Here is a 25,281-nt window from a genome sequence, read left to right on the forward strand (position 1 = left end):
GATGAACCAAGCCAAACCTTACCTGCTTACCGCAGCTGCAATCGCTCTGACATCTTGGGTCGGCTACAGCGTTTACGACGCCTATCAGCCTCAGCCAGTTCGCTTGCAAGGCCAGATTGAAGCGCAGCAATACAGCATTTCGTCAAAAGTACCAGGGCGTATCGATCAAGTGCTGGTGCGCAAAGGTGACAATGTCACTAAAGGGCAGCTCATTTTCACCCTGCACAGCCCTGAAATCGCGGCAAAATTAGAGCAAGCTAAGGCCGGAGAGAAAGCCGCCGATGCACTGGCTCAAGAAGCGGAAAAAGGCGCGCGTGCACAACAAATCCAAGCCGCAAAAGATCAATGGCTCAAAGCGCAAGCCGCCGCCGATCTGATGGAAAAAACCTATCTTCGAGTCAATAACCTATTTAATGATGGCGTGGTGGCAGAGCAGAAACGCGACGAAGCCAAAACCCAATGGGACGCGGCAAAATACACGGAAAGTGCCGCTTACCAGATGTATCAAATGGCGCAAGAAGGTGCGCGCAGCGAGACCAAAGTCGCCGCCGCAGAGAAAGCGCGCATGGCCGCCGGTGCGGTTGCCGAAGTAGAAGCCTACGCGCAAGATACCCAAATTCACAGTTGGTTTGACGGCGAGGTTTCGCAGGTGCTGCTGCAAAGCGGCGAGTTAGCGCCGCAAGGCTTTCCCGTTGTCACTGTGCTTGATACCGAAGATATGTGGGCCGTGTTTAACGTTCGTGAAGATTACCTGCGCCACTTTGGCAAAGGCGCACAATTTGACGCTTACGTTCCTGCGTTGGATAAAGAGATAACCTTCACCGTGAGCCATGTCGCCGTCATGGGTGATTTTGCCACTTGGCGCTCAACCGATGCCAGCCAAGGATTTGATTTACGTACTTTTGAGGTCGAAGCCAGACCAAGCGAGCCTGTACAAGGCTTGAGGATGGGCATGAGTCTCGCTGTGGAAATTGCCCCTTCAGCTGTCTCGCAAGGCGCGCAATGATGATAGGCCAAGCCATAGCGCAGCAGTGGGCCACCATGACGCGTGATCGGTGGCTCCTCGCTAGCTTGACCTGGATTCCCATCGCACTCGCTTGGTGTATCTGGTCGATATTTTCCCAAGGTATCGCGCGCGATCTGCCTATTGGTGTGGTCAATCTAGACAAGAGTGCGCTCTCTTACGCACTCGAACGCGACTATGACGCCACCTCAACCATGCAAGTGACGCGTCATTTTCAAAGCCCCAGTGAGGCGAAAGCAGCACTGGTACAGGGGGAGATCTACGCCTACGCAGTGATCCCGAGCCGTTTCGAACAAGACGCGATGAAACAGCTCGCCCCGCAAGTCAGTGTGTTTTACAACAGCCAAGCGATCTTGATTGGCAAACTGATGAACGCCGCGTTTGTCCAAGCGCAAGGGACATTCAATGCGCAGTTAGCCACATTCGCGGGTCTCACCGATGGCAATACAACCCTACTCTCTGCGATGGGCAACGCTGTGCCCGTCTCGACTCAAGTCACCCCGCTGTTCAATAAGAATTCCAATTACGCCCAGTTTTTAGTCAGCGCGATCATCCCAGCGCTGTGGCAAATCGTCATTGTCGTCAGCACGCTGTTAGTGCTGGCCGCCAATCAACGCGATCATGGTCTAGTGCGTTGGTTAGCGCCTTCGCCGGGCGTGGCGCTGTGTCGCACTTTACTGCCCTACTTTCCGTTATTTTGGCTGCAAGGCGTGGCGTTTTTAGTCTGGTTTTATTCGGGCTTACAGTGGCCAATGCAAGGCGACCTTCGGGTGTTGTTCGCCGCGCAAGTGCCGACCATACTCGCGTGTATGGCCATGGGCAGTGTGTTCTTCTTTTTGACCTTAGATCCCGCGAGAGCGATGAGCTTTGCCGGCGCGTTTACTGCGCCAAGTTTTGCCTTTATGGGTATCACTTTCCCGGTCTCTGACATGTCGCCGCTCGCCCAAGCTTGGCGCTCACTCTTGCCCATCAGTCACTATATTGAAGCGCAGGTGAGCCAAGTCAGCTATGGCGCATCGGCGCTCACCACATTGATGCATCTGACGCCACTGCTTGGCTACCTACTGCCAGCGCTGCTGTGTCTTCTTCTCGCTCGCAAGCACCTCAACAGTGCTATTAACGCTGCAGATGACACCAACAGGCACGCGCGTGCCGAACTTAAGGAGCACCAGTCATGACGTTTACCGCACTGCTGAAAGCGGAGCTAAAGGCGCTGCTGCATAATCCTGTGGTACTTCTCACCGTGTTTGGTGGCGTCGTGTTTTACTCGTTTCTCTACCCAATGCCCTACTCTTACCAAACCCCACGCGAGCAAATCATCAGCGTGGTGAACTTGGACAAAAGCCAAACCAGCTATCAGCTAGAGCGCATGGTAGATGCGACACCCCAAGTGCACATCACGCGGCGTGACTCAAGCATAGAAGCGGCCAAAGTGGCCTTTTTAAGTGGCGATATTAGCGGCATTTTGGTGATCCCAGAGCATTTCTATAAAGATCTGATGTTAGGTAAAAGCCCGACCTTGGCTTACGCGGGGGATGCCTCGTACTTTTTGGTCTACGGCACCATTGTCGAAGGCTTGGGGCAAGCGGGTGGCACGCTAGCGGCGCAAACCACAGTGGCGAAATTGCTTGTTGATGGTGAGCCACTGAGCGCAGCGGCCAATCACTTCGCGCCCACCAAGCTCAACCTCAAACCCACTTTTAACCCGCAAATGGGCTATGTCGATTACGTGGTGCCTGCGGTGTTTGTGCTGATTTTGCAGCAAACGCTGGCGATGGCGGCCGGGTTGATGCAAGGCACGCAAAAGCATGGTCGTGGCTATTGGTCTAACGTCAGCCCTCTCGCCTTGATGGGGGGGCGAATGGTGCTGCTGACGAGTATTTACTTGGTGCTAAGCGGTTATTACTTCGGGCCGAGTTTTCGCTTGCACGGCGTCTCGCAGTTGGCAAGCCTCACCGAGCTTGTCACTCTATTGCTGCCTTTCTTATTGGCATCCTGCGCGATAGGCATCTGGCTAGGTACGGTAGTACCAAGACGAGAGTTGGTGACATTAGTGGTATTAATCAGTTCAATGCCGCTGATTTTTAGTGCGGGGTTTATCTGGCCACTCGAAGCGATTCCCGATGGCATCGTTTGGTTATCACAGCTTTTTCCTAGTACGCCCGCCATCCAAGCATTCTTGCGTTTAAATCAGATGGGGGGAGAATGGCATCAAGTCGCGGCGCAATACGCACTGCTGTGGGTGCAAGCACTGGGTTGGAGCCTCATGGCTTGGCGCGCATTGCGTGAACATCGCCGCGATAACGTTTGAGCGCCGCGTTTAAAAACCTCGGCGGCGCCAAAACTCGTTTTCATCCCGGCCATACACATCGAAGGTCTTTTGCGCAATCACGCGTCCGTCCATCTCGATGCTCATGTGCCAACGCCCCAAATTCGACTCCAAACCGCCGTCTGGATGAAGCAGTTGAATCGTATCGCCCAAGTAGAAATCCCAATCGTTGCTGCCCACGTGCAACTCGCCGGTGAAAGGCGCTAACGTCTGGCCTTTTTTGCCTAAGATACCGGGATGATCGATACAAAACTCAATCAGCGCACCTTTGGCTTTTTTGATGTTGACGATAAAGCCAAACTCGACGTCCTCGTCAGCCGGAACCTTAGTGGTAAACGCTTGTATTTTAGGAAGATGCTTTGATTTGGAGTCCCATTGGTCGTAAATACCGTAAGAGGTCATTTCAACAACGGGCGATCGCTTTGCCATGTCTGCCACCGTTTTTTCATTTGTTCGATTGTACTGCGCTCAACGCCGTGGATATTTTGAAATTGCCCAGTGCACTCCATCACCACAAACTCAGCGCCAAATTGCTTGGCGAGGCGGTAGTACGGTGCGATTTCCCAGCGCTGGACAAAAGTATTGGAGACAACCACGTCCTGCTTGTTGGTCAGCGCGCGTTTTACCTCTGCTCTGCACCACTCGTGCGCATCGGAAATTCTCGCTTTGTCATAGCGGTAAACGCCATCGTCAGCGATAAAATACATATCCGCTTCAAGGTGCACCGCTGGCAATGTTTTCGCTAGGGTGCTTTTGCCAGAACCTGGCAGACCACGAATTAAGGTCAATTTCACCGCTCTATTACTCCCTTGCGGCTGATGTCCGCTGATTTGCTTGCGGCTATGCCGACATAGTCTCACCGAGTTCGAGGCGCAGATAGTAAACCAATTTGGCCTAAAAATGCTATCGACATCTCATACCGATTGGGTTAAGTTTAGATGTATAGACGTCCATAACAGAGCTTAGGGAGAAAGCTGTGCCAATTAAGATCCCCGATCAATTGCCTGCCACTGATGTACTGCGTCAGGAAAATATCTTCATCATGAGCGAATCGCGTGCCTCTACGCAGGAGATTCGTCCACTTAAGGTGTTGATCCTCAATCTTATGCCCAAAAAAATTGAGACAGAGACGCAATTTTTACGCCTCTTGTCCAATAGCCCATTGCAGGTCGATATTGAACTGCTGCGCATTGATGATCGCCCGAGTAAAAATACGCCAACCGAGCACCTAGACAACTTTTACCGTCAATTTGAGATGATCAAAAAACGCAATTTCGATGGCTTGATCATCACCGGTGCGCCGCTCGGTCTGGTCCAGTTTGAAGACGTGATTTATTGGGACCACCTCAAAACCATCATGAACTGGGCGAAAGAGCACGTCACCTCAACCTTATACGTCTGCTGGGCCGCACAAGCAGGGTTAAAGCTGCTCTACAATCTGCCTAAGCGCACTCGCAAAGAGAAACTCTCCGGTGTGTATCAACATCAAATTCATCACGAGTTTCACCCCATTCTGCGTGGTTTTGACGACACCTTTTTAGCACCGCATTCTCGCTACGCCGATTTCTCACCGGAGTATCTCGCCGAGCACACGGATCTCGACATCTTGGCCACCTCAGACGTGGCTGGCGTTTACTTGGCGGCCACCAAAGATAAGCGCAATGTGTTTGTAACAGGCCATCCAGAGTATGACTCACACACCCTGCACAATGAGTACATCCGCGATTTGAGCGAGGGAATGGAACCGGCGATTCCGGTCAACTACTACCCCAACAACAATCCCGACAACAAACCGTGCGCAAGTTGGCGCAGTCATGGGCACCTGCTTTTTGCCAACTGGTTGAACTACTGTGTCTACCAGCAAACGCCATACGATTTGGATCACTTCAGCGAAGCGAACTTTACTAAAGATGATTAACGTGTCGAAATCGATACCCAATCACCGAACACGAGGGCGCAAGCGCGCCCTCGCTCGCATTCTTTTTCCGCCCACACTCAGAAACTGATAAACCCCTCGCAGAGTCTCACTCATCGGCGCAAACACCAGATGGGATCAGGTATAAAAAAGCACAAGCTTGTTATCTGTTACTGAACTACAAAAGTTGAACGAATATGCGTACCCTTCTCCTTCCTTTGGTGTTACTTCTCTCTGCCTGTGTCACGGTGGACAATAACGCTGAGCCTGAGCTCAATGCCAACCCACGAGAAAAAGCCGATGCACGCTTAGCCCTTGGCATGGGTTACTTACAGCAGGGTGATATGGTGAAAGCCCGCGAAAATCTGGAAAAAGCCCTTCAGCACGATAAGAGTTATTACCGAGCACAATTGGCGATGGCGCACTATTTCGAGCAAGTCGGTGAAGAAGCGGACGCTGAAAAACTGTATAAAACGGCGCTGAGACAGCACCCGAGAAACGGTAATGTAATGAACAACTACGGCACGTTTTTATGCAAACAAGAGCGCTATCCTCAGGCTGATCAACTGTTTAATCGCGCCATTGAGCAGCCCTACTACTACCTGATTTCCGCCAGCTATGAAAATGCAGCACTCTGTGCATTGAAAGCGGGCAAACCCGAACAAGCCATGGGTTATTTCAAACGCACATTGGATCACGACCCGCGCCGTGTCACCTCGCTGCTGCGCCTTACTAAACTTGAAATAGAGCAAGGTGAATACACATCGGCGCGAATACGCTTGATGAACTTCCACCAGCAGTTTGGCGTGCAACAAGCCTCATTGGCCCTACTGGTCGAGTTGGAAGAGCGCGCCGGGAACAGCGCGTTAGAAGAGAAGTATCGTAAGCAGTTAGAAGCGCTCTCGAACGGATAAACTGATCATTTTCGTTTGTGGATTTTTTTGTATTCTCGATACAAAATCAGCACAAAATAACCCAGTCCCCACAACAGCAGCACCGCGAACAGCGCAAGAAAGCTATCGCAAATCCAACTGGGCTCACAGGGCATATAAATCTCAAACTCCATATGCCCTCCTCATCTATTGGTATCAGTGGTTAACGGGGTTTGGTATCAAACCAAGTGGCGCGCTTGGCTTTATCATGAAACGTCCAAGCCATAAAACGGCTCACTTTCTGCCCTTGGCTCATCTCAATCACGCGCACTTCCAGCGCTCCGGCTTTTTCAAGATTTTTACGCAGCCAACGGACATTCTCTTTCTTTGAGATCAAGGTGGAGAACCAAAGGACTTGCGATGCCACATCTCGACTTTCAAACGCCATCTTTTTCACAAACGCGGCTTCACCACCCGGACACCACAGTTCCGCTTTCTGCCCACCAAAATTAAGTATAGGCGAACCTTTCTGCGTTGTGTGTTGTGGCGCATTGGCGGCGGCGACCGCGGCCTTATTGCTGCCTTTTTTCGTCCTATTGCGACTTAAATTAGCCAGTTTTTTCTCGCTGCCTTGCTGCGCCTCTTCAAGGGATTTATGAAACGGCGGATTGCAGGTAGTCAGAGCATAACGCTCGTCTTTGGCGATAATGTGTTTGAACACAAACCGAGAGTCACGCTGCAACCGGCTTTCAATTTTGCCTTTCAACACCGCATTGGCGCTCGCGATCTGGCTGGCATTGTCCACCGACACCTCGTCCACATCACTGCCAACGTAGTGCCAGCCATAATCCACCGCGCCAATGATCGGATAGATGCAGTTGGCGCCAACGCCGATGTCTAACGCATGCACACTCGCGTGTTTCGCCTCAGGCACATCCGCCTCAAGCAACTCAGCAAGACGATGGATGTAGTCAGCACGCCCAGGAATAGGCGGGCAGAGATACCCTTTGGGAATATCCCACTCACTGACTTGGTAGTGATGCGCCAACAAGGCTTTATTGAGCAGCTTCACTGCGATAGGGTCAGAAAATGGAATGCTCTTGTCACCGGCTGGGGTGGTAATAACATACGGTTTCAGCGCAGGCAGCGCTTTGACCAACGCGGCAAAATCATAGCGTCCTTGGTGTTTATTGCGAGGATGTAATCCCGGCTTACTTGGCTGCTTGATAAACGTCATCTCACGATTCGAGCGATGCTTTGGCTCAGACTGAGCAGCGCTATTTCGTGTTTTCGGCGCACGTTTGGTCGAAGGGTGCGAATCTTTACGGTGTGTAGCCATGATCTGTAATGCGTAACGTGTAGTGAGTGATCAACAACAAGGCATTTATGCCTAGTTCGTCGGCTCGTCTCGGGTCTCGAGATAAATCATAAACAATCGAGCGTCGAGTTCCAGTTGATGGTAGTCGGGCTCCATGTGGCAGCACAACGAATAGAAGGCTTTGTTGTGCTCCTTCTCTTTCAAGTGCGCCAGTTCGTGCACCACCAACATGCGCAATAGCGGCTCAGGTGCCTCTCGAAATACGCGAGCGATGCGAATTTCATTCTTTGATTTGATTTTTCCGCCATGCACTTTCGACACATAGGTATGAAGGCCAAGCGCATTGTTGATGATGTGGATTTTATTGTCGTACACCACTTTGCTCAGCGGCGCGGTTTTCTTCATATAGCGGTTTTTCAACGCCATGGTGTAATCGAACAGCGCCTTTTCACTCTTAATGGTGTGATTGTTAGGGTAACGCTGGTGAAACCAGGTCGCCAGTCTGCCGGAATCTACCAGTTGCGCCACTTGATCAACGATATGTGGCGGATAACCTTGCACATACCTTAATGCGGGATTGATACTCATCGCTCTACCGAGTTGACGAAAAGGCGCTAGTCTAGCCTATTCGCCCTTGTCATTCACTGACTTTTCATTACACTCATCGCGATCAACCTCACTGGAGAAACCCCATGAAACGCCTCGTGCTTTACGTCAAAGATAAGTGCCCGCACTGCAAAGATGCTCAACGCTACTTGGAAGAGAAAGGTTACCCATATCGTTTGACCAACGCGAAAATGCAGCGCGGTCGCAAAGAGCTCGACGCCATTGGCGCTCGCTCCTTACCGGTACTGAAAATCGGCGATCGTTACATGATCGGTTGGAATGTGAAAAACTTCGAGCGCATGTACAGCGGAAAATAGTACCGCTGTTTCTACTTGGGCATCACCTGAGCAAGCACTCGATTAAGCTGCTGAGAATTGATCGGTTTCGTGATCACCTCTTGGCAACCGGCGGCAATCATATTTTCTCGCGTCTCTTCAAACGCGTCGGCGGTGCAACCAATCAGCACTGGCGGGGTTTGCAGATTAAGCTGAGTAATAATTTGAGAGGCTTGAATGCCGTCCATTTCTGGCATGTGGTTGTCCATGAAAATCACCTCAAAGTGCTCAGACTTGACCTTTTCTACTGCCTCAACCCCATTGACCGCCACCTCGCATTCAAACCCGAGCTTAGAAAGAAACCGAGACAGCACCAAGGCATTCATGCGCGTGTCTTCGACAATCAAGGCGCGCATTCCATCACCCAAGTAATCACTGACGACGGCCTCAGTAGACACCGACTCTTGCTGCGCGGCGGCGCGTGTTATCGGTAAGGTGACAATGAACTCGCTGCCACGGCCGAGCTCGCTCTCTACTCGTATTTCACCGCCCATTGCGCCCACCAGTTCAGAGACAATAGACAAACCAAGCCCAGTACCGCCAAAGCGGCGCGTAGTATCCGACTCGGCCTGACTGAACGGCGCAAAAATCACCCGTTGCTTGCTTTGGCTGATGCCAATACCACTGTCTTTGACGCGCATCTGCATCGTTTCGGATGAATCAGAGAGTGACACAGACAAAGCAATACCGCCCTCTGCGGTAAATTTGAGGGCATTGCCGAGCAAGTTTTGCAATATCTGGGTTAATCGGGTCTCGTCTACCCGAATGACTAAATCCGCTGGTAAGGTGCTATCGACACGAAAACTCAGCCCTTTCTCCTCGCATAACGGCTGATAAAGCTGACTGAACTTGGCGACAAAAGGCTCGACCTCTACGTCCGTTGCCACCAATTTCAGCTTAGCCGCCTCAATTTTAGAAAAATCGAGGATGTCATTGAGTACCGCCAGCATATGTTGACCGGAATCGAGCAAAGTGGTCATGTACTCGTGCTGCTCGTCAGTAAGCTCTCCTTGTTGCAGCAGCTCACCCACCCCTAAAATCCCGTTCATTGGAGTGCGCAATTCGTGGCTCATCGCGGCAAGGAATTTCGATTTGGCGACGCTGGCCGCGTTGGCTTCCTGCGCTTTTTGCTTGAGTGACTTTTGCAGCTCAACGCGTTCGGTAATATCACGTTCAACCGCCATAAAGCCCTCAATCTGGTCATCTTTGTCATACAGTGGCGTCAAGGCAAGTTCAATCCAGTACGCCTGCCCCGCTTTGTTGTAATTGACCAACTCGAAAAAGCCCTGCTCTCGGTTATGAATTGCAGTGCGAATCTGGCTGATCACCTCTCGGTCACTAAGCGGCCCTTGCAAGACATCACCGGGTTTCTTACCGATCAACTCTTGCTGCTGATAGCCTGTTAAACGCTCGAAAGCACTGTTGACCCATAACACATTGACATTCAGATCAGTAAATACCACCGCATCACGCATGTACTTCGCTACCCGAGCTAAGCGTGCAGACTCTGCCTCTCTTCTTTTGAGCTCTTCCGATTGGCGCAGTAGCTGCTGCTCCGAGCGATATAACGCTTGAAATGGCGAGACCAGCACCTTACGCCCCAAAAAATAGAGCACAAAGAGCGCCACACCGGTCGCGGTAATCATCCCGGTCAATAGGCTTTGCACAAACTCTCGTTTGACATCCTCAACCAAACTCGGTGAATAACTGTAGAGCAAGGTAAAGGTGGTATCAGGAATCGGGCGCTCGGCGATGGCCCAAGGGAAAGGCGAGGCCATACGCCAATCAAACTGCGCTTGGCGGATGCCAAACCATCGCGCGTCATCATGGCCAAAACCGCTGAAAAACTCCGTGCCCTCTAGGGGCGTGACGTAGGCGGCGATGCCCTCTGAGTAACCGTTGTATTTGACAGGTAGGGTTACGAGCAGAAAATCCGCGTCATGATGAGAAAAAATCGAATAGGAGACCGACTCGAGCAACTGACCACTCGCCACCTCCTGAGCGATAAACGTGCTCACCGCCTGCGGTAACACAATTTCGGAGTAAACTTTATCACCCACAAAGTCATACACGTTGACGAAAGATTGCGAATCGACCGGTTTGAAGCGAGCCAACTTATCCGAGAAGGACGCGGAGTCAGCAACGCCCTCCAACACAGCGCCTAGCAGAATCGGCTGCTCTACGATGTTGGCTAAGCGATCTCGTCTCGATTCTAAATAGGTCTTGAGATAACTGTCTAACGTGGAAAATTTGCTTTTTAAACTCTCGTTAATCACCACTTGCGCCGTTTGCTGTGCTTGATGCTGAACAAACAAAAAACTGGTGAGAAAAAAGACACTCGCGCCCAACAAGATAAACAGGGTGAAGAGTTGCATGCCATTTTTTTTGTCAAACTTTAGCATTGAGCGTGCCCTAACCAAACTGGATTCACTATATTGCTCCTCGGGAACTGCTTTGATGCATCCCTCGTTGTTATTGTTATTCGTTGCGTGCTACTTAGAGTCGGTCAAACGCAATTTGACGCCATCGTGCTCGTCATACATCGCCATACACAAATCCTGTGCCGATAAGGCTTCATGTGCATCCATATTCTCCCTAGAGATAGGGCTAAACGGGTGTTGGTAGCGTTTGACCAAGCCTTGCACTGGCGTCTCTAGTGACTCTAGGGCGACTTTCAATGCGCGTCGATTGTCGGGCATCTCCTGTTGCCACTCGATGTGGTTTGCTGCAGCAATGAGAACGCGTGTCAGGTCATAACCATGGACAAAACCCGCCGGCGCTTGAATATTGGTTGATGTAAACTGCTCCGGAAACAAGCGGCTTGCACGCTCAAACACCCCTGCTTGGAATGGCGTGAGCGCGTTGCTGTAAAAATTAAAACAAGACTGAACAAAGGTCAGTTGCGCTTTTTCTCGCACCTCAAACGGCACATTTTGTGCGAACTGTCCGCCGGTGATCCCCCAGTGACTGTAAACTGGTAGGGAGGCATTAAGCTCGGCCACCGCATCAACAATATTTTTGCCTTCGCGAGCGTTACCCACCAAAAGCAAACATTGCGCTTTGTCCTGCTGCGCTTGGCGAACGATGTTTCGCGCGTCTGACGCTTGTATGCCCCAGTCAAACCAAGAGACCTTGACCTCAGCATCCACATCACTGGGCAACGCGCGCATCATCGCTTTGTAGTTTGATTTGCCCCAGCCGGTGTTTTCCAGCACTAGATGGGGCACAGAGCAGCCGTGCTCAAAGGCGACGTTGAGAAGAAATCCGCCCACTTTGGAATCATCCACAGAGAGTCGAAAAATAAAGTTCTGATCGCTTTCGAGCGAGCGCGTGATTGGCGTTCCTGCAGCCCAAGGCACTAACGTCAATATGTCTTGCTGGTTGATAAAATCACGGTATTTGATCAACGGCGGAGAGTGCATCCCAGCGACAAACACTAGGGCATTGGGATCGCGCAAAAACTCATCCATATGGCGCTTACTGCGTTTGACGTTGCCTCTGTGATCGCGCACGACAAAGCGCACAGGTACGCCGTTGAGTTGGTTGTCTACTTCCGCCAGTGCCACTTTCACACCTTGTTCAATCGACTGCGCCGATTCAAGGTGCCCTGTCCTATCTGCATCCAAATAAAGAGTCACGAACTCCGGCTTCGCCGCCCAGGTTACACAACTTAACACCGTGGCCATCATGGCCGCAGAAAACCGCATCATATCGACGCTACTCCCTGAATAATAAGACTATCTTAAGCGTAGATGAGCCGAGCCCGTTTGTCAGGGTGACACACGCCGTTTATGCGCCACTTGATTCACCCATGACAACCCGAGGGACATAACAGCCCATCGACTCGTCAAACTCAAAGCTGAGCTCATTGCGGATTGCCTCCAGCTTGTCCGCCTCATAGTGCGAGACATACAAGAGTTGGCTAAGATTTTCACGCGCGATCATCTCTAAACTGTTTTTCACTAACCGACGCCCTAAGTAGTCAAGTCCTTGATAGGGTTCATCTAAAATCAACAGGGCGGGTTGTTTCACCAACGCGCGAGCGATTAACACCAATCGCTGCTGGCCGTAATCCAGTTCACGGAACGAGCGCTTGGCGCAGTTGGTCATGTGCAGCATGGCAAGCCATTCGTGCGCGGTTTGCAGCTCACGCTTACTCGGCTGCTGATAAAGGCCGATGGAGTCATAAAAGCCCGAGAGAATCACGTCCAGTACGCTGCAACTAACTCGATACTGCAGATGCAATGAAGAGGAGACCATGCCGATGTTCTGCTTGATTTGCCAGATGGTTTCACCGCTGCCGCGCTGGTGGCCGAAAATGGTAATATCGTTGGAGTAGCATTGAGGGTGATCGCCAAAAATCAGCCCGAGCAGTGTGCTTTTACCACAACCATTTGGACCTTTAATCTGCCAATGTTGACCTTTATCGATTTGCCAATTGAGCTGGGTGAAAATGGTTTTGTCGGTGTACGCGACCTCCCCATCCTTGATGGCAAACACTGGACTGGGCAGATCATTACTGTGCTGATGTTTACGCACCAACGCCAACATGTGCTCGCTTTGTTGCTCTGATAGCGATTGCAACTGAGCAATCACTGGGTGCGCATGCCAAGCGGCGGAGGCCATCGTGCTCTCCAATTGTCCGTGATGAAACAGCGCGACTTGGTCAATCCAAGGGGGCAAATCTTCTTCACGATTGAAGGTCACGATAATCTGCACTTGTTGCGCCATTTCTGCCAGCGTTGTCGACAGCGACTCACGATGGGCCACATCCAGACCGGAGAACGGATTATCGAGTACCAACAGATCAGGCTTGCTGGCCAGTGCGCGCGCCAACATCACGCGGCGGGTTTCTCCCGTCGACAACTGACGAAAACCACTGTTGGCTAAATGGCACAAATCGAACTGACTCATCAATTGATTGGCATACTCAAGATCATCGCACTGCTGTTTGACCAAGGTTTCAACGCTCGTCCCACTATCGATTCTGTCGAGAAAATCGGTGTCATCATTAGCAATTTCCTCTTCGAGTAATTGCTGCTGGCTCGCTAGCGAGACTTGTGCAACGCGGCCTTCACTCCTGTCAACCGCATCCTGAACGCCTTCAAAGGGGGCATCGCCGCAAAGCAGTGCGCCCAGTTGCGATCCGATATCGCCTTCAGAGCTGAATACGCCCCATGAGTGTCCGTCTTCAATCTCCCATCGTTCAATCTTTAGCGGTGTTAAGTGTTCTGTTGTGTTGAGCTGATGAATGGCAATGCGCATACAAGTCCTTTGTTGAGTGTGTTGTTATCCTTATTCGTCCATCATACATAACGCTTTACGAAGTCGATAAAGGTTCGATCCGCAATTGAGAGGTAGCCATCCTTGCGCCAAGCGAGCGCTAAACTGACAGTGACCGGTTGTGTGAACGGCACACCTACGACCGCTTTTTCATGCTCAGGCACTAACTCTAGTAAAGCGGTAATGGCAAATTCCTGTTTGACGATACTAAGAATCATCGGCAACAAGTTGGTCTCAAACGAGAATTTGAGCGGCTTTTGACACGCCTTGGCTTTTTGCTCCAGATACCCACGGTGAAAATAGCCGGGCTTAAACAGCACCAGTTCGTGCTCAAAAAATTCATCAAAATCTACTGCTTGTCGCTGGGCAAACGGATGCGTTGGGCTGACCACCGCGACCATTTCCGAATCCAGCAAATGATCGGTGGCTAAGTCCTCGGGCACATTTTCACTGTCAATCACACCAATATCCAGCTCCCCATCGAGCAACATTTGCCGCACCGAGCGCGCCCCCGCATCCACCAGCGTCAATTTAAGATTGGGATAGTGGCTTTTGAACGCCATCATAATGCGCGGAAAAAAATAGGACCCCATCATACTGGGAGCGCCAAGCCTGACTTCGCCTTTTTCCAGCCCCTTCATCTCATCAATAGCCAATTTGGCGTCATCTAGTTGCTGGATGATGCGTTTGGCATGCTCGTAGAGCACCTCTCCCTCTGGGGTTAAGGAGATGCGACGGTCTTCGCGGCGAAACAGCTCAACACCCAGCGTCTGCTCAAATTTTCGAATCGCAATACTCAGGGCAGGCTGCGCAATGTGCAAGGCTTTTGCGGCTTGAGTAAAGTGGCCATGCTCAGCCACCGCGACAAAATAACGCAAAGGTTTACTCTCCAAAATGGCACTCCTCTGGCCGCCTTAATGAGATCAAAAACATATGAAAACGATATTTTTAATATATTTTATAAATCAAAATGAGACTGATAATGTGATCACACTCTCCTGACTGATCACACCCATACGAGTAACCATGATTGAACTGTCTAGCCCTGCGTACAAACGAGTGACTTTCAGCCTAGCGCTGGGCTCCTTTCTGGTGTTTTGTAATCTCTACCTATTTCAGCCCATGCTGCCTTTTATGGCCGGTCATTTCAGCGTGTCAGAAACCCAAGTGAACTGGATTTTTGCAGCCAGCACCCTAGCACTGTCCTTTTTCCTTGTGCCTTGGGCGGTCGCCTCCGAGTCCACCGGCAGACGCAGCGTTATGTTGCTTGGCCTGTTTGCGATGCCCGTGATTGGTCTCGCCATGTTCTATACTGAGTCTCTGCTGGGCTTGGTTTTACTGCGCGCGATGATGGGCATCGCCTTGGCGGCCTTTGCCTCTGTCGCCGTCGCTTATATGGTTGAAGAGCTGAGCAGCGCTGCGTTTGGTCAAGCGATTGGTGGCTACATTGCCGCGAACTCACTCGGCGGTATCACAGGGCGTATTGTTGGTGGTACCCTCACCGACCAACTGGGCTGGGAGTTCGCGGTACTGGTGATGGCGCTGTTCACCTTAGTTGGCGCTATCGCGGTCGCGTTACTGCTCCCCAAGCAGCAACATTTCCAGCCCGCCAAAGGGATGCTTCGCTACCACAATCGCGCACTGGTCGAGCACCTCAAAAACCGCACTATTTGGCTCGCAATGTTGATTGGTGGTGTCAACTTTGCGCTGTTTGTGAACCTCTATTCGGTGATGGGGTTTCGTCTCGTGGCCGAACCCCATTCTCTTCCAGTTGGGTTGGCGGCGCTGATCTTCCTGTGCTATCTGCCGGGCACATTGAGCTCCAAGCTCACCTCGGTTTGGAATAAGCGTTACCCGCCGCTACTTGGCATCAAAGTGGGCGCGCTAATCAGTATGCTTGGAATGTGGAGTGCCTACGTCGATACCCTACCTTTCATGCTTCTGGGGTTGATGCTGATTAGCTTCGGCGCCTTTTTCACCCACACACTGGCCTACGCTTGGGTGAGCCAAAAAGCGACGCAAGCCAAGGCGACGGCAACTGCACTCTATCTCGTGCACTATTACGTCGGGGGCAGTATCGGGGGCTTTTTCTTGATTTACTGTTGGCAACACGGTGGTTGGGCAACCGTCATCGCTGGTGGCATGCTGCTCTATGTGATGATTTTCTTTCTTTGTGCGGCGCTGTCGCGGCAGACTACCCACACAAGAGTGCCGCCTGTGAAGGCAAATTCTGATATGCTTGACTCAAATCAGAATTTGGAAGCAAAATGACTCTCTCAGCCAACCCTTCTCCTGTCATCAGCGCCGTTGAGCAATGGCTTAATCAGGTCGTGATCGGTCTTAACCTTTGTCCGTTTGCCGCAAAACCACAGCGCAATGGACAAATTCATATCGTGACCAGTGACGCCACCGACGAAGCGTCTCTTCTTGAAGACCTATTGAGTGAGCTTATCGCTCTAGAGGCACTTTCAGCCGAGGAGCGGGAAACCACCTTAGTGGTGGTGCCAGAGATGTTGCAATCGTTTGATGATTACAATCTGTTTATTGATTGGGTGGAAGCCTTGATTAAACAGCAAGGCTATGAGGGCATTTTCCAACTGGCCACATTCCACCCCGACTACTGCTTTGGCGGCACTGAGCCAGACGATGATGAGAACTTAACCAATCGCTCACCCTACCCCGTGTTTCATCTGATTCGGGAAGAGAGCATGGAGAAAGTCCTGCGTCACTACCCCAACCCAGAAGCTATACCTGACACCAATATCGACCGAGTCGAATCACTGACAGTTCAAGAAAAGCGTCAACTATTCCCTTATCTGTTCTCCTAAAGCTCTTGAACGCAGTCACCGATCACGCCGCGGCGTGGTCGGTGTGGTACTCGCGCCACTCGATGCGGTTGCGACCACTGGCTTTGGCGCTGTAGAGCCCCTCATCGGCAATGGCGAGAATCTCATCAAGCGTGGATTTCTGGCAGTCTGTCACCCGAGCATTCGCAAAATCGAAGTGGGTCGCGCCAACGGAAACCGTAATGGGTTTACCGTCGAGCAGCGTATTGTTGACCGCACGGTGCATCGCCTCAATCACGGTTTTACGTGCGGTCGGATCTCGATCGGGTAGCCAGACGACAAACTCCTCACCGCCAAAACGGGCAATAAAATCACTGTCGGTTAACTGCGCTTTTAGCGCGTCGGCGGTTTTACGTATCACGTCATCACCAATTTGATGACCAAAGGTGTCATTCACCTTTTTGAAGTGATCAATATCGATGATCGCCAAGCTGCCCTGACCGCCCGCCAATTTCATGCGTTCCAAATCAACATGAATGGTTTTAAACATCGCGCGGCGATTGGCTAGTTTGGTTAAAGGATCGTGGAATGCTTGAAACTCAAGAGAGGCGTTGAGCTCTTGCAGGCGCGTCTCCTGCTTCCGACGAATCAACTCGACCTCAATCCATGACGCCATCAACTTAAGCGCGTCGATATCAATATCTTTAAATTTACGTGGGTAAGGAATCGGTGAAGAAAAGTTCAAGGTGCCAAAAATTTCATCATCCACAAAAATGGGCACACCGATGTAGGACTCCAAACCGAACGCGTTGTAGGCAGGGTGAATCGCGTGGGCGTCATCTTCCCCCATGTGCTCAATCGCTACAGGGCCAAACGATGAGCAGGTGATTTCACAATAGGTGCAATCGTATTCAAAGGTGTCACCCGCTTTAAGATCCGCGCCTTCAGGAACGACGCAGTGCAGCACCGTGTATGTGCCGCCATCGATGCGTGACAAAATGCCGATATCTAAATTAAAGCGCTCTAACCCCATCATGATGAGCTGACTCACCTGAATATCAAAGCCTTTACTGTAATCATTGGTGATTTGATACAGACGTCTGATCACTTTTTCACTTTCGCTTTCTATTGCCATGATGTTGCCCTATCAGCGTGAAGTCTTTAATATAATTATAAGCATCAACTCCCATATAGAAAGAGGGGTTCTCTTGCTTTTCATTCAAAATGGAAGCGTGGTAGCCATTTTATCAGCGGTCAATGGACGAGCTCGAACGTATCACAGGGTACGAATATCAAATGAGTCGTACGATTACAGAGTTACTCTGGCGGGACATAGGGTGGTTTGTTACTATTGCCGCACGTCTTAACCTTTGCTTACTCTCTTCACGTTTGGCAATACTTCGTAACCCTAGGCTTAGCTAATATGCAATTGACCCAACTCACCACTGAACTTTTCAATCACCTGTACCAAGACATTACTGAATTTCGTAGCACTTTCGATTTACCTGTCGCCTCACCTGAAAGCTTAGACGACAAAGCGGATACTCTCCATACGTCTTTGATCATTGAAGAAATGACCGAACTGGCTGAAGCGGATTGCAAAACCGAACAAGCCGACGCGATTGTCGATAGCGTCTATGTTTTGATGGGTCGATTGGTGCATCTAGGCCAGCAGCGTATTGAAGATAATCTTGCGATTAACTATTTGATTGATGTGTTGCTCAATGTGGCCGTTAACCGTGGTATCGACTTTGTGCCGTGTTGGGATGAAGTGCACTCAAGCAACATGAGTAAAGTATGTCGTAATGAGCAAGAATTCGCTGACACCGAAGCGCACTACGCCAAGCAAGGTATCGAGCTGACCGCAGTGAAAAAAGGCGATTACCTGATCGCGAAATGTGCCAAAGATTTTGTGTCAGACGCAAAAACCATCCGCCAAGGGAAGGTGTTGAAATCGGTCTATTACCGTCCTGCGGATTTAGCGCCGCTGACTCAGTAACCCGTTTTACAGCGCTCGTTTTTCCTGAACAAAACGCTTCCTCTACAAAAAGCGCTCATTAAGAAAAGCTTGCGCTAGAAAAAAAGCCGCCACCTACGGACGGGAATCCTTAGGTGGCGGAAGCTGCCATAGTCATAATTTGACGACGTTCAATTTTTCTGGGGTACTGAAAAATTGAATCAGCCTAACAAGAACGAGAATGTATCCCTTTCACTAATGCCAACAGCGTGCCAACTTTTCAAAAATAGTTAAGTTATTGTTTTTAATTAAATTTGTGTGAGAACTATTAATTTACCGACGCTACTGCTTTGGCACGCGAACCGATTCAGTGCAACGCTGCACTAGTTCAGTTCGACTATTTACTCTAAAGGCGAGTGCGTGAGGGATAGTGTGGATGATAATGAAATAGGCAGGAGCGCTAAAGTACAACAGAGCGCGATAAGCGTTAGAACAGCAAAACCCTCTTGCCGCGAATCGATTCGCAGCGGACCTCAGTACTAAACACGCGTGACAGCTGCGCCTCATTCAATACCTCTCCTGGTAGACCAAATTGTTGCAACACGCCGCGATCAAGCAGCGCCACCTTGTGCGCATGGGTCAAGGTTCGGTTCAGGTCGTGGTTGGACATCACCACTGTAATACCTAATTGGGCGATTTTATCGATCAAACGGTAAAGCAGCGTTTCTTGACCGATATCGAGCGGCGCCGCCGGTTCATCAAGAATCAATACCTTCGCCAACGGATTCAGTGTTGGCCAGACTTGCAGACAAATCCCACATAGGCGCACTCGCTGCCACTCCCCACCAGACAACTGATGAATCGAACGATGCAGCTTATCCTCTAACTGTAACCACTGAGCGAGGGTGTTGACCGCCGCATTTACCTCATCAAGCACGCTTTTCGCTTGGCTTGGCAGCGATAGCGCCAAGTACTGCACCACTTCAATGTTAAACGCTGGGCGATCGCTTTGGCTTAAAAAAGCCCGGCAAGAGGCTAAAGAAGGCATCGACGCCTTGGCCACATCTAGCTCACCAATCCTCACCTGCCCTTTCGCCGTTAATAGCCCTGCGATAGCGGTCAACAAAGTACTTTTGCCACTGCCATTTGGGCCAATGACATGGACGATTTCTCCCTGATTGACCTCAAAAGAGAGTGGAAGCAAACGCGAGCCAACAGAGAGATTATTAATGTGAATCATGATTTTTCAGCAACATCCAAATGAACACTGGCGCGCCTATTGAGGTTGTCACAACGCCAAGCGGCAGCTCCGCCGAATGCAGCGCGGTTCGCGCGATAAGATCTGCCACCAGCACTAATAGTGCCCCGCACAGTGCAGAGAGCGGCAACAGAAAGCGGTTTTCGCTGCCCAGCGATAAACGCAGCAAATGCGGGACAACCAAGCCGACAAAGCCAATCACTCCACCGAGTGCGACCGCGCCGCCGACCAAAATCGATACCGCTAAAATGAGTTTCCAGCGTACGGCGTCAGTATCGATACCCAGCTGCCTAGCGTAAACGTCACCGAGCATCAGGCGATCCAGCAGCGCTCCCTTGCTACATAGCCAGACCACAACTGGGATGAGGGCTAACGTCAGCCAGTGATGAGACCAACTTGCGCCGCCAATGCTGCCCATCAGCCAATACATCAACTGCCTGAGGCTTAAATCATCACTGAAATAGAAAGCCCAAGTGACCACAGCGCCCGACAAAATGCCCAGCGCGACACCCACCAAGAGCAGGCGTGTTGTCGTCAGCTTCATCATTTTGGCAATCGAGACCAACAGTAAGGTAAAGCAGAGCGCACCGATGATCGCCGCCAGCATATAACCTAACGGCGTCGCAAACGCAGGGAAACAAAACAGCACCAGCACCATCATAATGCTCGCGCCACCGGAAATGCCGAGCACACCGGGCTCTGCGAGCACATTGCCAAGCAAGACTTGCAGCACTGCCCCCGACAACGCCAGCGCCGCGCCGATCGCCAGGGCAGAGATCAATCTAGGCAAACGCAGATGAACAAGCAGCTGGGTTTGAATGTGGCTGAGCTCGCCAAGCGGATTAATGAACACTTCCCCGACCATGACGTAAAACAGACTCACTAGAAGAAACAATCCGGCACCTAACCATGCGGCGCGTGTCCAACGGTGCTGTTTACGGTGTAGAAGTTGGCTAAATTCCATGCAAGGTAGGTCAATTCGGCGGACTAGAAAGAACAGTGGCCTAACGATAACGCTAAGCCACTAAAATGAAAAGTGTTAGAAGACGATTAATCGTAAACGACCTGATCCTCTTCGTAGCGGACTTTTACCGGACAGACCATCAGTGCCGCGCGCTGTCCAACCGGGACATGACGATTTGGAAAGACGACCGCTTCTCCTTCGTTTTTCGCCAGCAGCGGTTTATCGCCATCATGGCCAAACACTTCGCCATGTTTGAACGCAGTAAAGTTCTCAACGTCATCGGCAAACAAAAAGTCGAAATCGTCATGCAGGCGAACGATAGTACGACTGACGCGATACATAGTCGGATTACGCGGTAAGTGCTCGGCTTTACTCCGCGAAATCAAATCGCGCATCGCCAAATCAAACGCAACCAGCTTGCCCAGTTCGTTCTCACCGATTTTGGCCACTTGCCCCAGTTCGACCGTCAGAGCTTGCGCCGCAAAATTCTCTGCACTGAACCAACTAAAGGTGCTAGAGGGCGCGTTTGAAAACATCACGGCTTCTAAGTGGCCACTGGCGACAAAATCCATGAGGGCTTTACTGCGCACCGGATGTCGCACTTTCGGGCTGACGGCAAAGGTATAGTGCTTCGATAAACGAATCGCACAATGCAGATCTAAGTGCCAACGGGCGGCAGGGTCAGTGCCGTGGTAAAAGCGCCCTACGACATCTTTCAATTCATTAGCAATCGATAGCTCAATGCTCGGCTCGTAGTCTTTATCGTCAAACAAACGATTCAGATTCACGTCAATAAATCGAGTATGAGCATTGGTGGCTTGCGGATGGGCAACGATCAGCAGCAAACGCTCCCTGACCGGCTGGAAACCTGTTTGAATGTCATCGACAATCTTGTCAATGAGCTCCATCGGTGCAGTCTCATCACCATGAATGCCGGTAGACAATACAATATGCTTGGTGGTCTCATCACAGTCGGCAGGAATCACTTCCAAAACGCCACGTTGATGAAGCCGGAAAACGACGCCATTGGCGACCGTCATTTCACCCACAGGCATCTCTTGATCGACGTTGAGGCTGTCAAAAAGAAAAGATTGGCGAAAGAGGGATTTCGTCATGCGCTACTCCTTTATTGCACAGCGGTGTATGTTAATGAATTGAACCGACAATTTATGTAGAAGCGATCAAACTTATCGACACCAATTGTGTGCTTCATCGAAAATTATCCATCAACTGGGTATCACCCTACCCACAAGACTCACTGTGCAGGCAACCGAACGGCGCCCCGTTCAGCTACGTAAAACTTCAATCATTTAAAGAGGTTGTTCATGACGCGCCGTCGTCCCATTCTGACAACGCGCCAAGCTTTAGGCAGTGTAATCGAATCACAATAAAACGCATCCTCTTTTGCGTCTTTCGATGCGCTTTTGTGTGCTTAACTGCAGCCCATTGCGTATCGATTGATGTAACGTGATACCTGCTCGCCATTTTTAAGTCGCTATCGGTGACAAGACAGCCTTAAGCGATTAGGAGATAACCTTAAACAGTGTTTATCCAGTCCCTAGCGGCGCGCCAATCATTCGGACCCGTGCGTGCTGAGCTTGTACCTGACCGCTCTCATCAGTGTAAAACTCAAGCTGCGTGATCGATTGGTTCTCAATATGTAAGGTTGAAAACAGCGCCGGATTTTGCCAATCGAGCCCCAGCACATAAGCCAAAATCATCCGAATCGTGCCGCCATGCATCACCACCAAGGTATCGCGTGAAAGCTCAGCAACAAACGCTTGCCAAGCGTTCACAACGCGATGATAAAAACGCTCTAACGTTTCTGCGCCGGGTAACGGGTGCTGAGCCGGATGCTGCCAAAACGCCTCCAGCGCAGACCACTGCTCGCCCACCTCATCAAAAGGAATACCGTCGAGTTGACCAAACGAAATCTCGCGCCATTGAGGCTCTATCGTCACAGGGACCGTAACTGGGGTTGAGACCGAATGGGTGAATGGACTGGCGGCGCTTGGTTGCTCCTCACCCAACGCCTGCAGAGCTTTAGCAAGATCTGCGCAGCGACGCAGCGGTGAGAAAACGATCGGCAGCGTGGCATATCCACTTTCCGCCAACGCACGCGCGAACGCCTGTTGGCGATCCGCCGCCACCGCCACATCCGTATGACCATACAAAGCAGGCTTGCCATCCACTTTGGCGTGACGAACAAGCGAGACTCGGATAGAAGACATCCGCACTCCTACGATTTCAATGAAACAGGCAGACCAGCGGCCACCAACGTCACCTTGTCCGCCACTTGAGCAATGGCTTGATTCATCCAACCGGCATGATCGACAAAGCGACGCGAGATTTCACCCAATGGCACCACGCCCAATCCTACTTCGTTACTGACTAAGACAATATCCGCGCGGCAGTGCTGAATGCTCGTTACTAACTGCGCCACGCGTTGCTGGGTGTTTTCATCACTGAGCGTCTCGCCGCCGTTGTAGATGACATTGTTCAGCCACAGCGTCAAACAATCGATCAGCACCACATCGTACTGACTAAAGTGGACCAGTTGCTCACTCAACTCAGTGGGGCACTCATGCAGGTGCCACCCTTCACCGACGCGCTGCGCTTGATGGTGCGCAATCCGACTGGCCATTTCTTGGTCGAGATGAGTCGCCGTGGCGATGTAGTGTTTTTTGACTACCTCACTCCCCTGCGCGGCGTTGCCCGCTTCACACAGCGAGCGAATTTGCGCTTCGGCAAAACGCGATTTGCCTGAGCGAGCGCCGCCAAGCACCAAATGAATCGTCACCCTGCACCTCCACTGAGAATGGGGCCACCGAGCGCAAGCAACGTGAGATAACAGAGCAACTCCATGATCTGCTGCGCCGCGCCCAAGCAGTCACCAGTAAAGCCGCCGAGGCGCGCCTGCAACCAGCGTTTAAAACCAAAGCGAAACACCACAGCAACCATAACTAGCGCTAGTACCGCGCTTGCGGATAAAAACAGACAAGGCACTGCTGCCGTCATAAGGAGAATGCCTAACTCAAGCCGAGTTTGACGCTGCGCCAAGGGCTTACTTTTACTGCCACTGAGATCGCTGACGTAAGGCATATCGAAAATTAACGAGGCGGCCACCGCACGACTCAAGGTATAGCCGACAATAAGGATCACACCGATGGCAGTGATACTTTGACCTACTTGCTCGATGAGTTCACTCAGCAAAACAAACTTGCCCAGTAGCGCCATGATAAGTGCACTGGCGCCATAGGTACCGATGCGGCTGTCTTTCATGATCTCAAGGCGGCGCTCGGTGGTCATTCCACCGCCAATACCATCCGCCATGTCCGTTAGGCCATCTTCATGAAAGGCGCCTGTGAGCATCAAGCTAAACACCATCATGACAAACAGCGCCGCACTGCTGGGCAGCCACCACTGCGCTGCGCCATACACCAAGGCGCACAACGCGCCCAAAATGGCGCCGACCAACGCAAAATAACGCCCGGCTTGGTTCATGCGCGCCTCACTATAAGGCGTCGAAGACGGGATAGGGAGACGCGAGAAAAATCCCAACGCCAAACAAAACAGTTGCCATTGATATTTGCTCGCGCGCCACATTAGACCGTTACTCCGGCTTCTTCAAAGCTCGCCATCGTGTTGTAGAACTCGGCGGCGCTCCGCAGCAAAGGCACGGCCAATACCGCGCCAGTGCCCTCACCTAGGCGCAGCTGCAAGTCAAGCAGCGGCAAAGCTTCCAGTCTTTGCAGCAACAATTGATGACCCGACTCATGCGAGCGGTGGGCAAAAATCATCATCTCTCGGCTTGAAGGTTCAAGTTCGCTTGCCACCAACGCTGCCACACTGACAATGAAACCATCAACTAGCACCGGCACTTTCGCTTTAGCCGCCGCCAAGAAAGCGCCAACCATCTGCACAATCTCAAACCCGCCGACCTCGGCCAATATCTCTTTCACGTCTAGACCGTCACAGCGCGCAACACCTTGAGCAACCAGCGCCACTTTACGCTCGTACTGCTCATCGGTGATGCCCGTTCCGCGGCCGACGCAGCGCTCAACCGGCTCCTTGGTCAAGGCACTCAGCAGGGCCGCCGCGCTACTGGTGTTACCAATGCCCATTTCACCAAACATCACCAGCTCAGAACCAGATGCGATCACCTTGTCGACCACCTGCGCCCCCAGACGCAAGCCGTTCTCGACCTGCTCAGCACTCATCGCAGCTTGTTTAGCAAAATTGTGGGTTCTCTCGCCAAGACGCTGAGAGATAAATTGCGCCGAGTCAGACTCCACAGGCAGTAAGATTCCGCAATCAACAACAGTAAGCGCAACATCGTTGGCGCGGCAGAAACAGTTCACCGCAGCGCCACCCGCTAAAAAGTTAAGCACCATTTGCTGCGTCACAGCGCTAGGCGCAATGCTGACGCCCTCATCGGCAATCCCGTGATCGCCGGCAAAGACGATCGCAGCAGGTTGGTTGAGCGTGACGCGCTGCGCGAGTTTGCCCGCTTTGCTGCTTTGTATCAGCGCCAATTGATGGGCGGCTGACTCAAGCAAGCCAAGCGAGCCAAGAGGTTTGGTTTTTTGGTTGATACGGTGCCAAATGGCGTCAGAAAAAGCGTGGTTTAACAT

General features: G+C 51.4%; 26 protein-coding genes. 9 read left to right on the forward strand and 17 right to left on the reverse strand.

Annotated features, from left to right (window positions below; translation table 11 throughout):
* The first annotated feature begins 1 nt into the window (after position 1).
* From AC6R0R_RS14070 to AC6R0R_RS14080, 3 genes are read left to right on the forward strand one after another with little or no spacing between them, the layout of a single operon-like run.
* Positions 2–1,006 carry an HlyD family secretion protein gene (locus AC6R0R_RS14070; RefSeq protein WP_500627123.1) on the forward strand — a complete coding sequence of 335 codons (1,005 nt, stop codon included), beginning with the start codon at positions 2–4 and terminating at the stop codon, positions 1,004–1,006.
* On the forward strand, positions 1,003–2,202 hold the full coding sequence (locus tag AC6R0R_RS14075; protein WP_500627124.1) for an ABC transporter permease: 1,200 nt from the start codon (positions 1,003–1,005) through the stop codon (positions 2,200–2,202). The genes AC6R0R_RS14070 and AC6R0R_RS14075 overlap by 4 nt, the downstream gene beginning before the upstream one ends.
* Positions 2,199–3,335 carry an ABC transporter permease gene (locus AC6R0R_RS14080; RefSeq protein ID WP_500627125.1) on the forward strand — a complete coding sequence of 379 codons (1,137 nt, stop codon included), beginning with the start codon at positions 2,199–2,201 and terminating at the stop codon, positions 3,333–3,335. The genes AC6R0R_RS14075 and AC6R0R_RS14080 overlap by 4 nt, the downstream gene beginning before the upstream one ends.
* Positions 3,336–3,344: 9 nt before the next feature.
* Here the strand turns inward: AC6R0R_RS14080 and AC6R0R_RS14085 are convergent, their stop codons facing one another.
* Positions 3,345–3,782, reverse strand: coding sequence for a DUF3859 domain-containing protein (locus AC6R0R_RS14085; RefSeq protein WP_334550483.1), 438 nt, complete (start codon positions 3,780–3,782; stop codon positions 3,345–3,347).
* Positions 3,752–4,147 (reverse strand): ATP-binding protein, encoded by a 396-nt coding sequence (locus tag AC6R0R_RS14090; RefSeq protein WP_500627126.1) that lies wholly within the window; start codon positions 4,145–4,147, stop codon positions 3,752–3,754. The genes AC6R0R_RS14085 and AC6R0R_RS14090 overlap by 31 nt, the downstream gene beginning before the upstream one ends.
* Before the next feature lie 182 nt (positions 4,148–4,329).
* Here AC6R0R_RS14090 and metA point away from each other — a divergent pair, with 182 nt between their 5' ends.
* Positions 4,330–5,271, forward strand: a complete 942-nt coding sequence (gene metA, locus AC6R0R_RS14095; protein WP_334550485.1) for a homoserine O-acetyltransferase MetA — start codon at positions 4,330–4,332, stop codon at positions 5,269–5,271.
* Between the two features lie 194 nt (positions 5,272–5,465).
* Positions 5,466–6,182 carry a type IV pilus biogenesis/stability protein PilW gene (pilW, locus tag AC6R0R_RS14100; protein WP_500627127.1) on the forward strand — a complete coding sequence of 239 codons (717 nt, stop codon included), beginning with the start codon at positions 5,466–5,468 and terminating at the stop codon, positions 6,180–6,182.
* A gap of 5 nt (positions 6,183–6,187) precedes the next feature.
* Here the strand turns inward: pilW and AC6R0R_RS14105 are convergent, their stop codons facing one another.
* The 3 genes from AC6R0R_RS14105 to AC6R0R_RS14115 are packed head-to-tail and all read right to left on the reverse strand — an operon-like array spanning position 6,188 to position 8,040.
* A complete protein-coding gene (locus AC6R0R_RS14105) occupies positions 6,188–6,334 on the reverse strand; it encodes a hypothetical protein (RefSeq protein WP_334550487.1) in 147 nt (48 codons plus the stop codon).
* 29 nt (positions 6,335–6,363) lie between these two features.
* Positions 6,364–7,479: a 23S rRNA (adenine(1618)-N(6))-methyltransferase RlmF gene (gene rlmF / locus AC6R0R_RS14110; protein ID WP_500627128.1), complete on the reverse strand. Its 1,116-nt coding sequence runs from the start codon at positions 7,477–7,479 to the stop codon at positions 6,364–6,366.
* Between the two features lie 51 nt (positions 7,480–7,530).
* A complete protein-coding gene (locus AC6R0R_RS14115) occupies positions 7,531–8,040 on the reverse strand; it encodes a M48 metallopeptidase family protein (protein WP_487903131.1) in 510 nt (169 codons plus the stop codon).
* A 110-nt stretch (positions 8,041–8,150) separates the two neighbouring features.
* On the opposite strand from AC6R0R_RS14115, the gene AC6R0R_RS14120 reads away from it, so the two are divergent.
* Positions 8,151–8,381, forward strand: a complete 231-nt coding sequence (locus AC6R0R_RS14120; protein WP_500627129.1) for a glutaredoxin family protein — start codon at positions 8,151–8,153, stop codon at positions 8,379–8,381.
* A gap of 11 nt (positions 8,382–8,392) precedes the next feature.
* Here AC6R0R_RS14120 and AC6R0R_RS14125 read toward each other — a convergent pair whose 3' ends face one another.
* From AC6R0R_RS14125 to AC6R0R_RS14140, 4 genes are all read right to left on the reverse strand, one after another.
* The gene (locus AC6R0R_RS14125) at positions 8,393–10,801 is read right to left on the reverse strand and encodes an ATP-binding protein (RefSeq protein ID WP_500627130.1); all 2,409 of its coding nucleotides are present in this window, start codon (positions 10,799–10,801) and stop codon (positions 8,393–8,395) included.
* Positions 10,802–10,891: 90 nt separating this feature from the next.
* Positions 10,892–12,109 (reverse strand): ABC transporter substrate-binding protein, encoded by a 1,218-nt coding sequence (locus AC6R0R_RS14130; protein WP_500627131.1) that lies wholly within the window; start codon positions 12,107–12,109, stop codon positions 10,892–10,894.
* 79 nt (positions 12,110–12,188) lie between these two features.
* On the reverse strand, positions 12,189–13,664 hold the full coding sequence (modF, locus tag AC6R0R_RS14135; RefSeq protein WP_500627132.1) for a molybdate ABC transporter ATP-binding protein ModF: 1,476 nt from the start codon (positions 13,662–13,664) through the stop codon (positions 12,189–12,191).
* Between the two features lie 41 nt (positions 13,665–13,705).
* Complete coding sequence (locus AC6R0R_RS14140; protein WP_500627133.1) at positions 13,706–14,575, reverse strand: LysR family transcriptional regulator; 870 nt, start codon at positions 14,573–14,575, stop codon at positions 13,706–13,708.
* A gap of 133 nt (positions 14,576–14,708) precedes the next feature.
* Here AC6R0R_RS14140 and AC6R0R_RS14145 point away from each other — a divergent pair, with 133 nt between their 5' ends.
* Both AC6R0R_RS14145 and AC6R0R_RS14150 read left to right on the forward strand, forming a co-directional pair.
* A complete protein-coding gene (locus tag AC6R0R_RS14145; RefSeq protein WP_500627134.1) occupies positions 14,709–15,953 on the forward strand; it encodes an MFS transporter in 1,245 nt (414 codons plus the stop codon).
* Positions 15,950–16,510, forward strand: coding sequence for a DUF1415 domain-containing protein (locus AC6R0R_RS14150; RefSeq protein ID WP_500627135.1), 561 nt, complete (start codon positions 15,950–15,952; stop codon positions 16,508–16,510). The genes AC6R0R_RS14145 and AC6R0R_RS14150 overlap by 4 nt, the downstream gene beginning before the upstream one ends.
* A 22-nt stretch (positions 16,511–16,532) precedes the next feature.
* On the opposite strand, the gene AC6R0R_RS14155 is transcribed toward AC6R0R_RS14150, so the two are convergent.
* Positions 16,533–17,603: a sensor domain-containing diguanylate cyclase gene (locus tag AC6R0R_RS14155; protein ID WP_500627136.1), complete on the reverse strand. Its 1,071-nt coding sequence runs from the start codon at positions 17,601–17,603 to the stop codon at positions 16,533–16,535.
* A 288-nt stretch (positions 17,604–17,891) separates the two neighbouring features.
* On the opposite strand from AC6R0R_RS14155, the gene AC6R0R_RS14160 reads away from it, so the two are divergent.
* Entirely contained in the window at positions 17,892–18,467 is a 576-nt protein-coding gene (locus tag AC6R0R_RS14160; protein ID WP_334550502.1) for a nucleoside triphosphate pyrophosphohydrolase family protein, read from the forward strand.
* Positions 18,468–18,912: 445 nt separating this feature from the next.
* On the opposite strand, the gene btuD is transcribed toward AC6R0R_RS14160, so the two are convergent.
* The 7 genes from btuD to cobT form a co-directional block, all read right to left on the reverse strand.
* The gene (gene btuD / locus AC6R0R_RS14165; protein ID WP_500627137.1) at positions 18,913–19,665 is read right to left on the reverse strand and encodes a vitamin B12 ABC transporter ATP-binding protein BtuD; all 753 of its coding nucleotides are present in this window, start codon (positions 19,663–19,665) and stop codon (positions 18,913–18,915) included.
* Entirely contained in the window at positions 19,652–20,647 is a 996-nt protein-coding gene (btuC, locus tag AC6R0R_RS14170) for a vitamin B12 ABC transporter permease BtuC (protein WP_500627138.1), read from the reverse strand. Before btuC ends, btuD begins: the two co-directional genes overlap by 14 nt.
* A gap of 86 nt (positions 20,648–20,733) precedes the next feature.
* A complete protein-coding gene (locus tag AC6R0R_RS14175; protein WP_500627139.1) occupies positions 20,734–21,762 on the reverse strand; it encodes a succinylglutamate desuccinylase in 1,029 nt (342 codons plus the stop codon).
* Positions 21,763–22,194: 432 nt separating this feature from the next.
* Positions 22,195–22,878: a histidine phosphatase family protein gene (locus AC6R0R_RS14180; RefSeq protein ID WP_500627140.1), complete on the reverse strand. Its 684-nt coding sequence runs from the start codon at positions 22,876–22,878 to the stop codon at positions 22,195–22,197.
* Positions 22,879–22,886: 8 nt separating this feature from the next.
* Positions 22,887–23,447 (reverse strand): bifunctional adenosylcobinamide kinase/adenosylcobinamide-phosphate guanylyltransferase, encoded by a 561-nt coding sequence (cobU, locus tag AC6R0R_RS14185; RefSeq protein WP_500627141.1) that lies wholly within the window; start codon positions 23,445–23,447, stop codon positions 22,887–22,889.
* Positions 23,444–24,253, reverse strand: a complete 810-nt coding sequence (locus AC6R0R_RS14190) for an adenosylcobinamide-GDP ribazoletransferase (protein ID WP_500627142.1) — start codon at positions 24,251–24,253, stop codon at positions 23,444–23,446. Before AC6R0R_RS14190 ends, cobU begins: the two co-directional genes overlap by 4 nt.
* Complete coding sequence (cobT, locus tag AC6R0R_RS14195) at positions 24,253–25,281, reverse strand: nicotinate-nucleotide--dimethylbenzimidazole phosphoribosyltransferase (RefSeq protein WP_500627143.1); 1,029 nt, start codon at positions 25,279–25,281, stop codon at positions 24,253–24,255. The genes AC6R0R_RS14190 and cobT overlap by 1 nt, the downstream gene beginning before the upstream one ends.

It is taken from the genome of Vibrio sp. R12-SW3-ISO1, assembly GCF_059834005.1.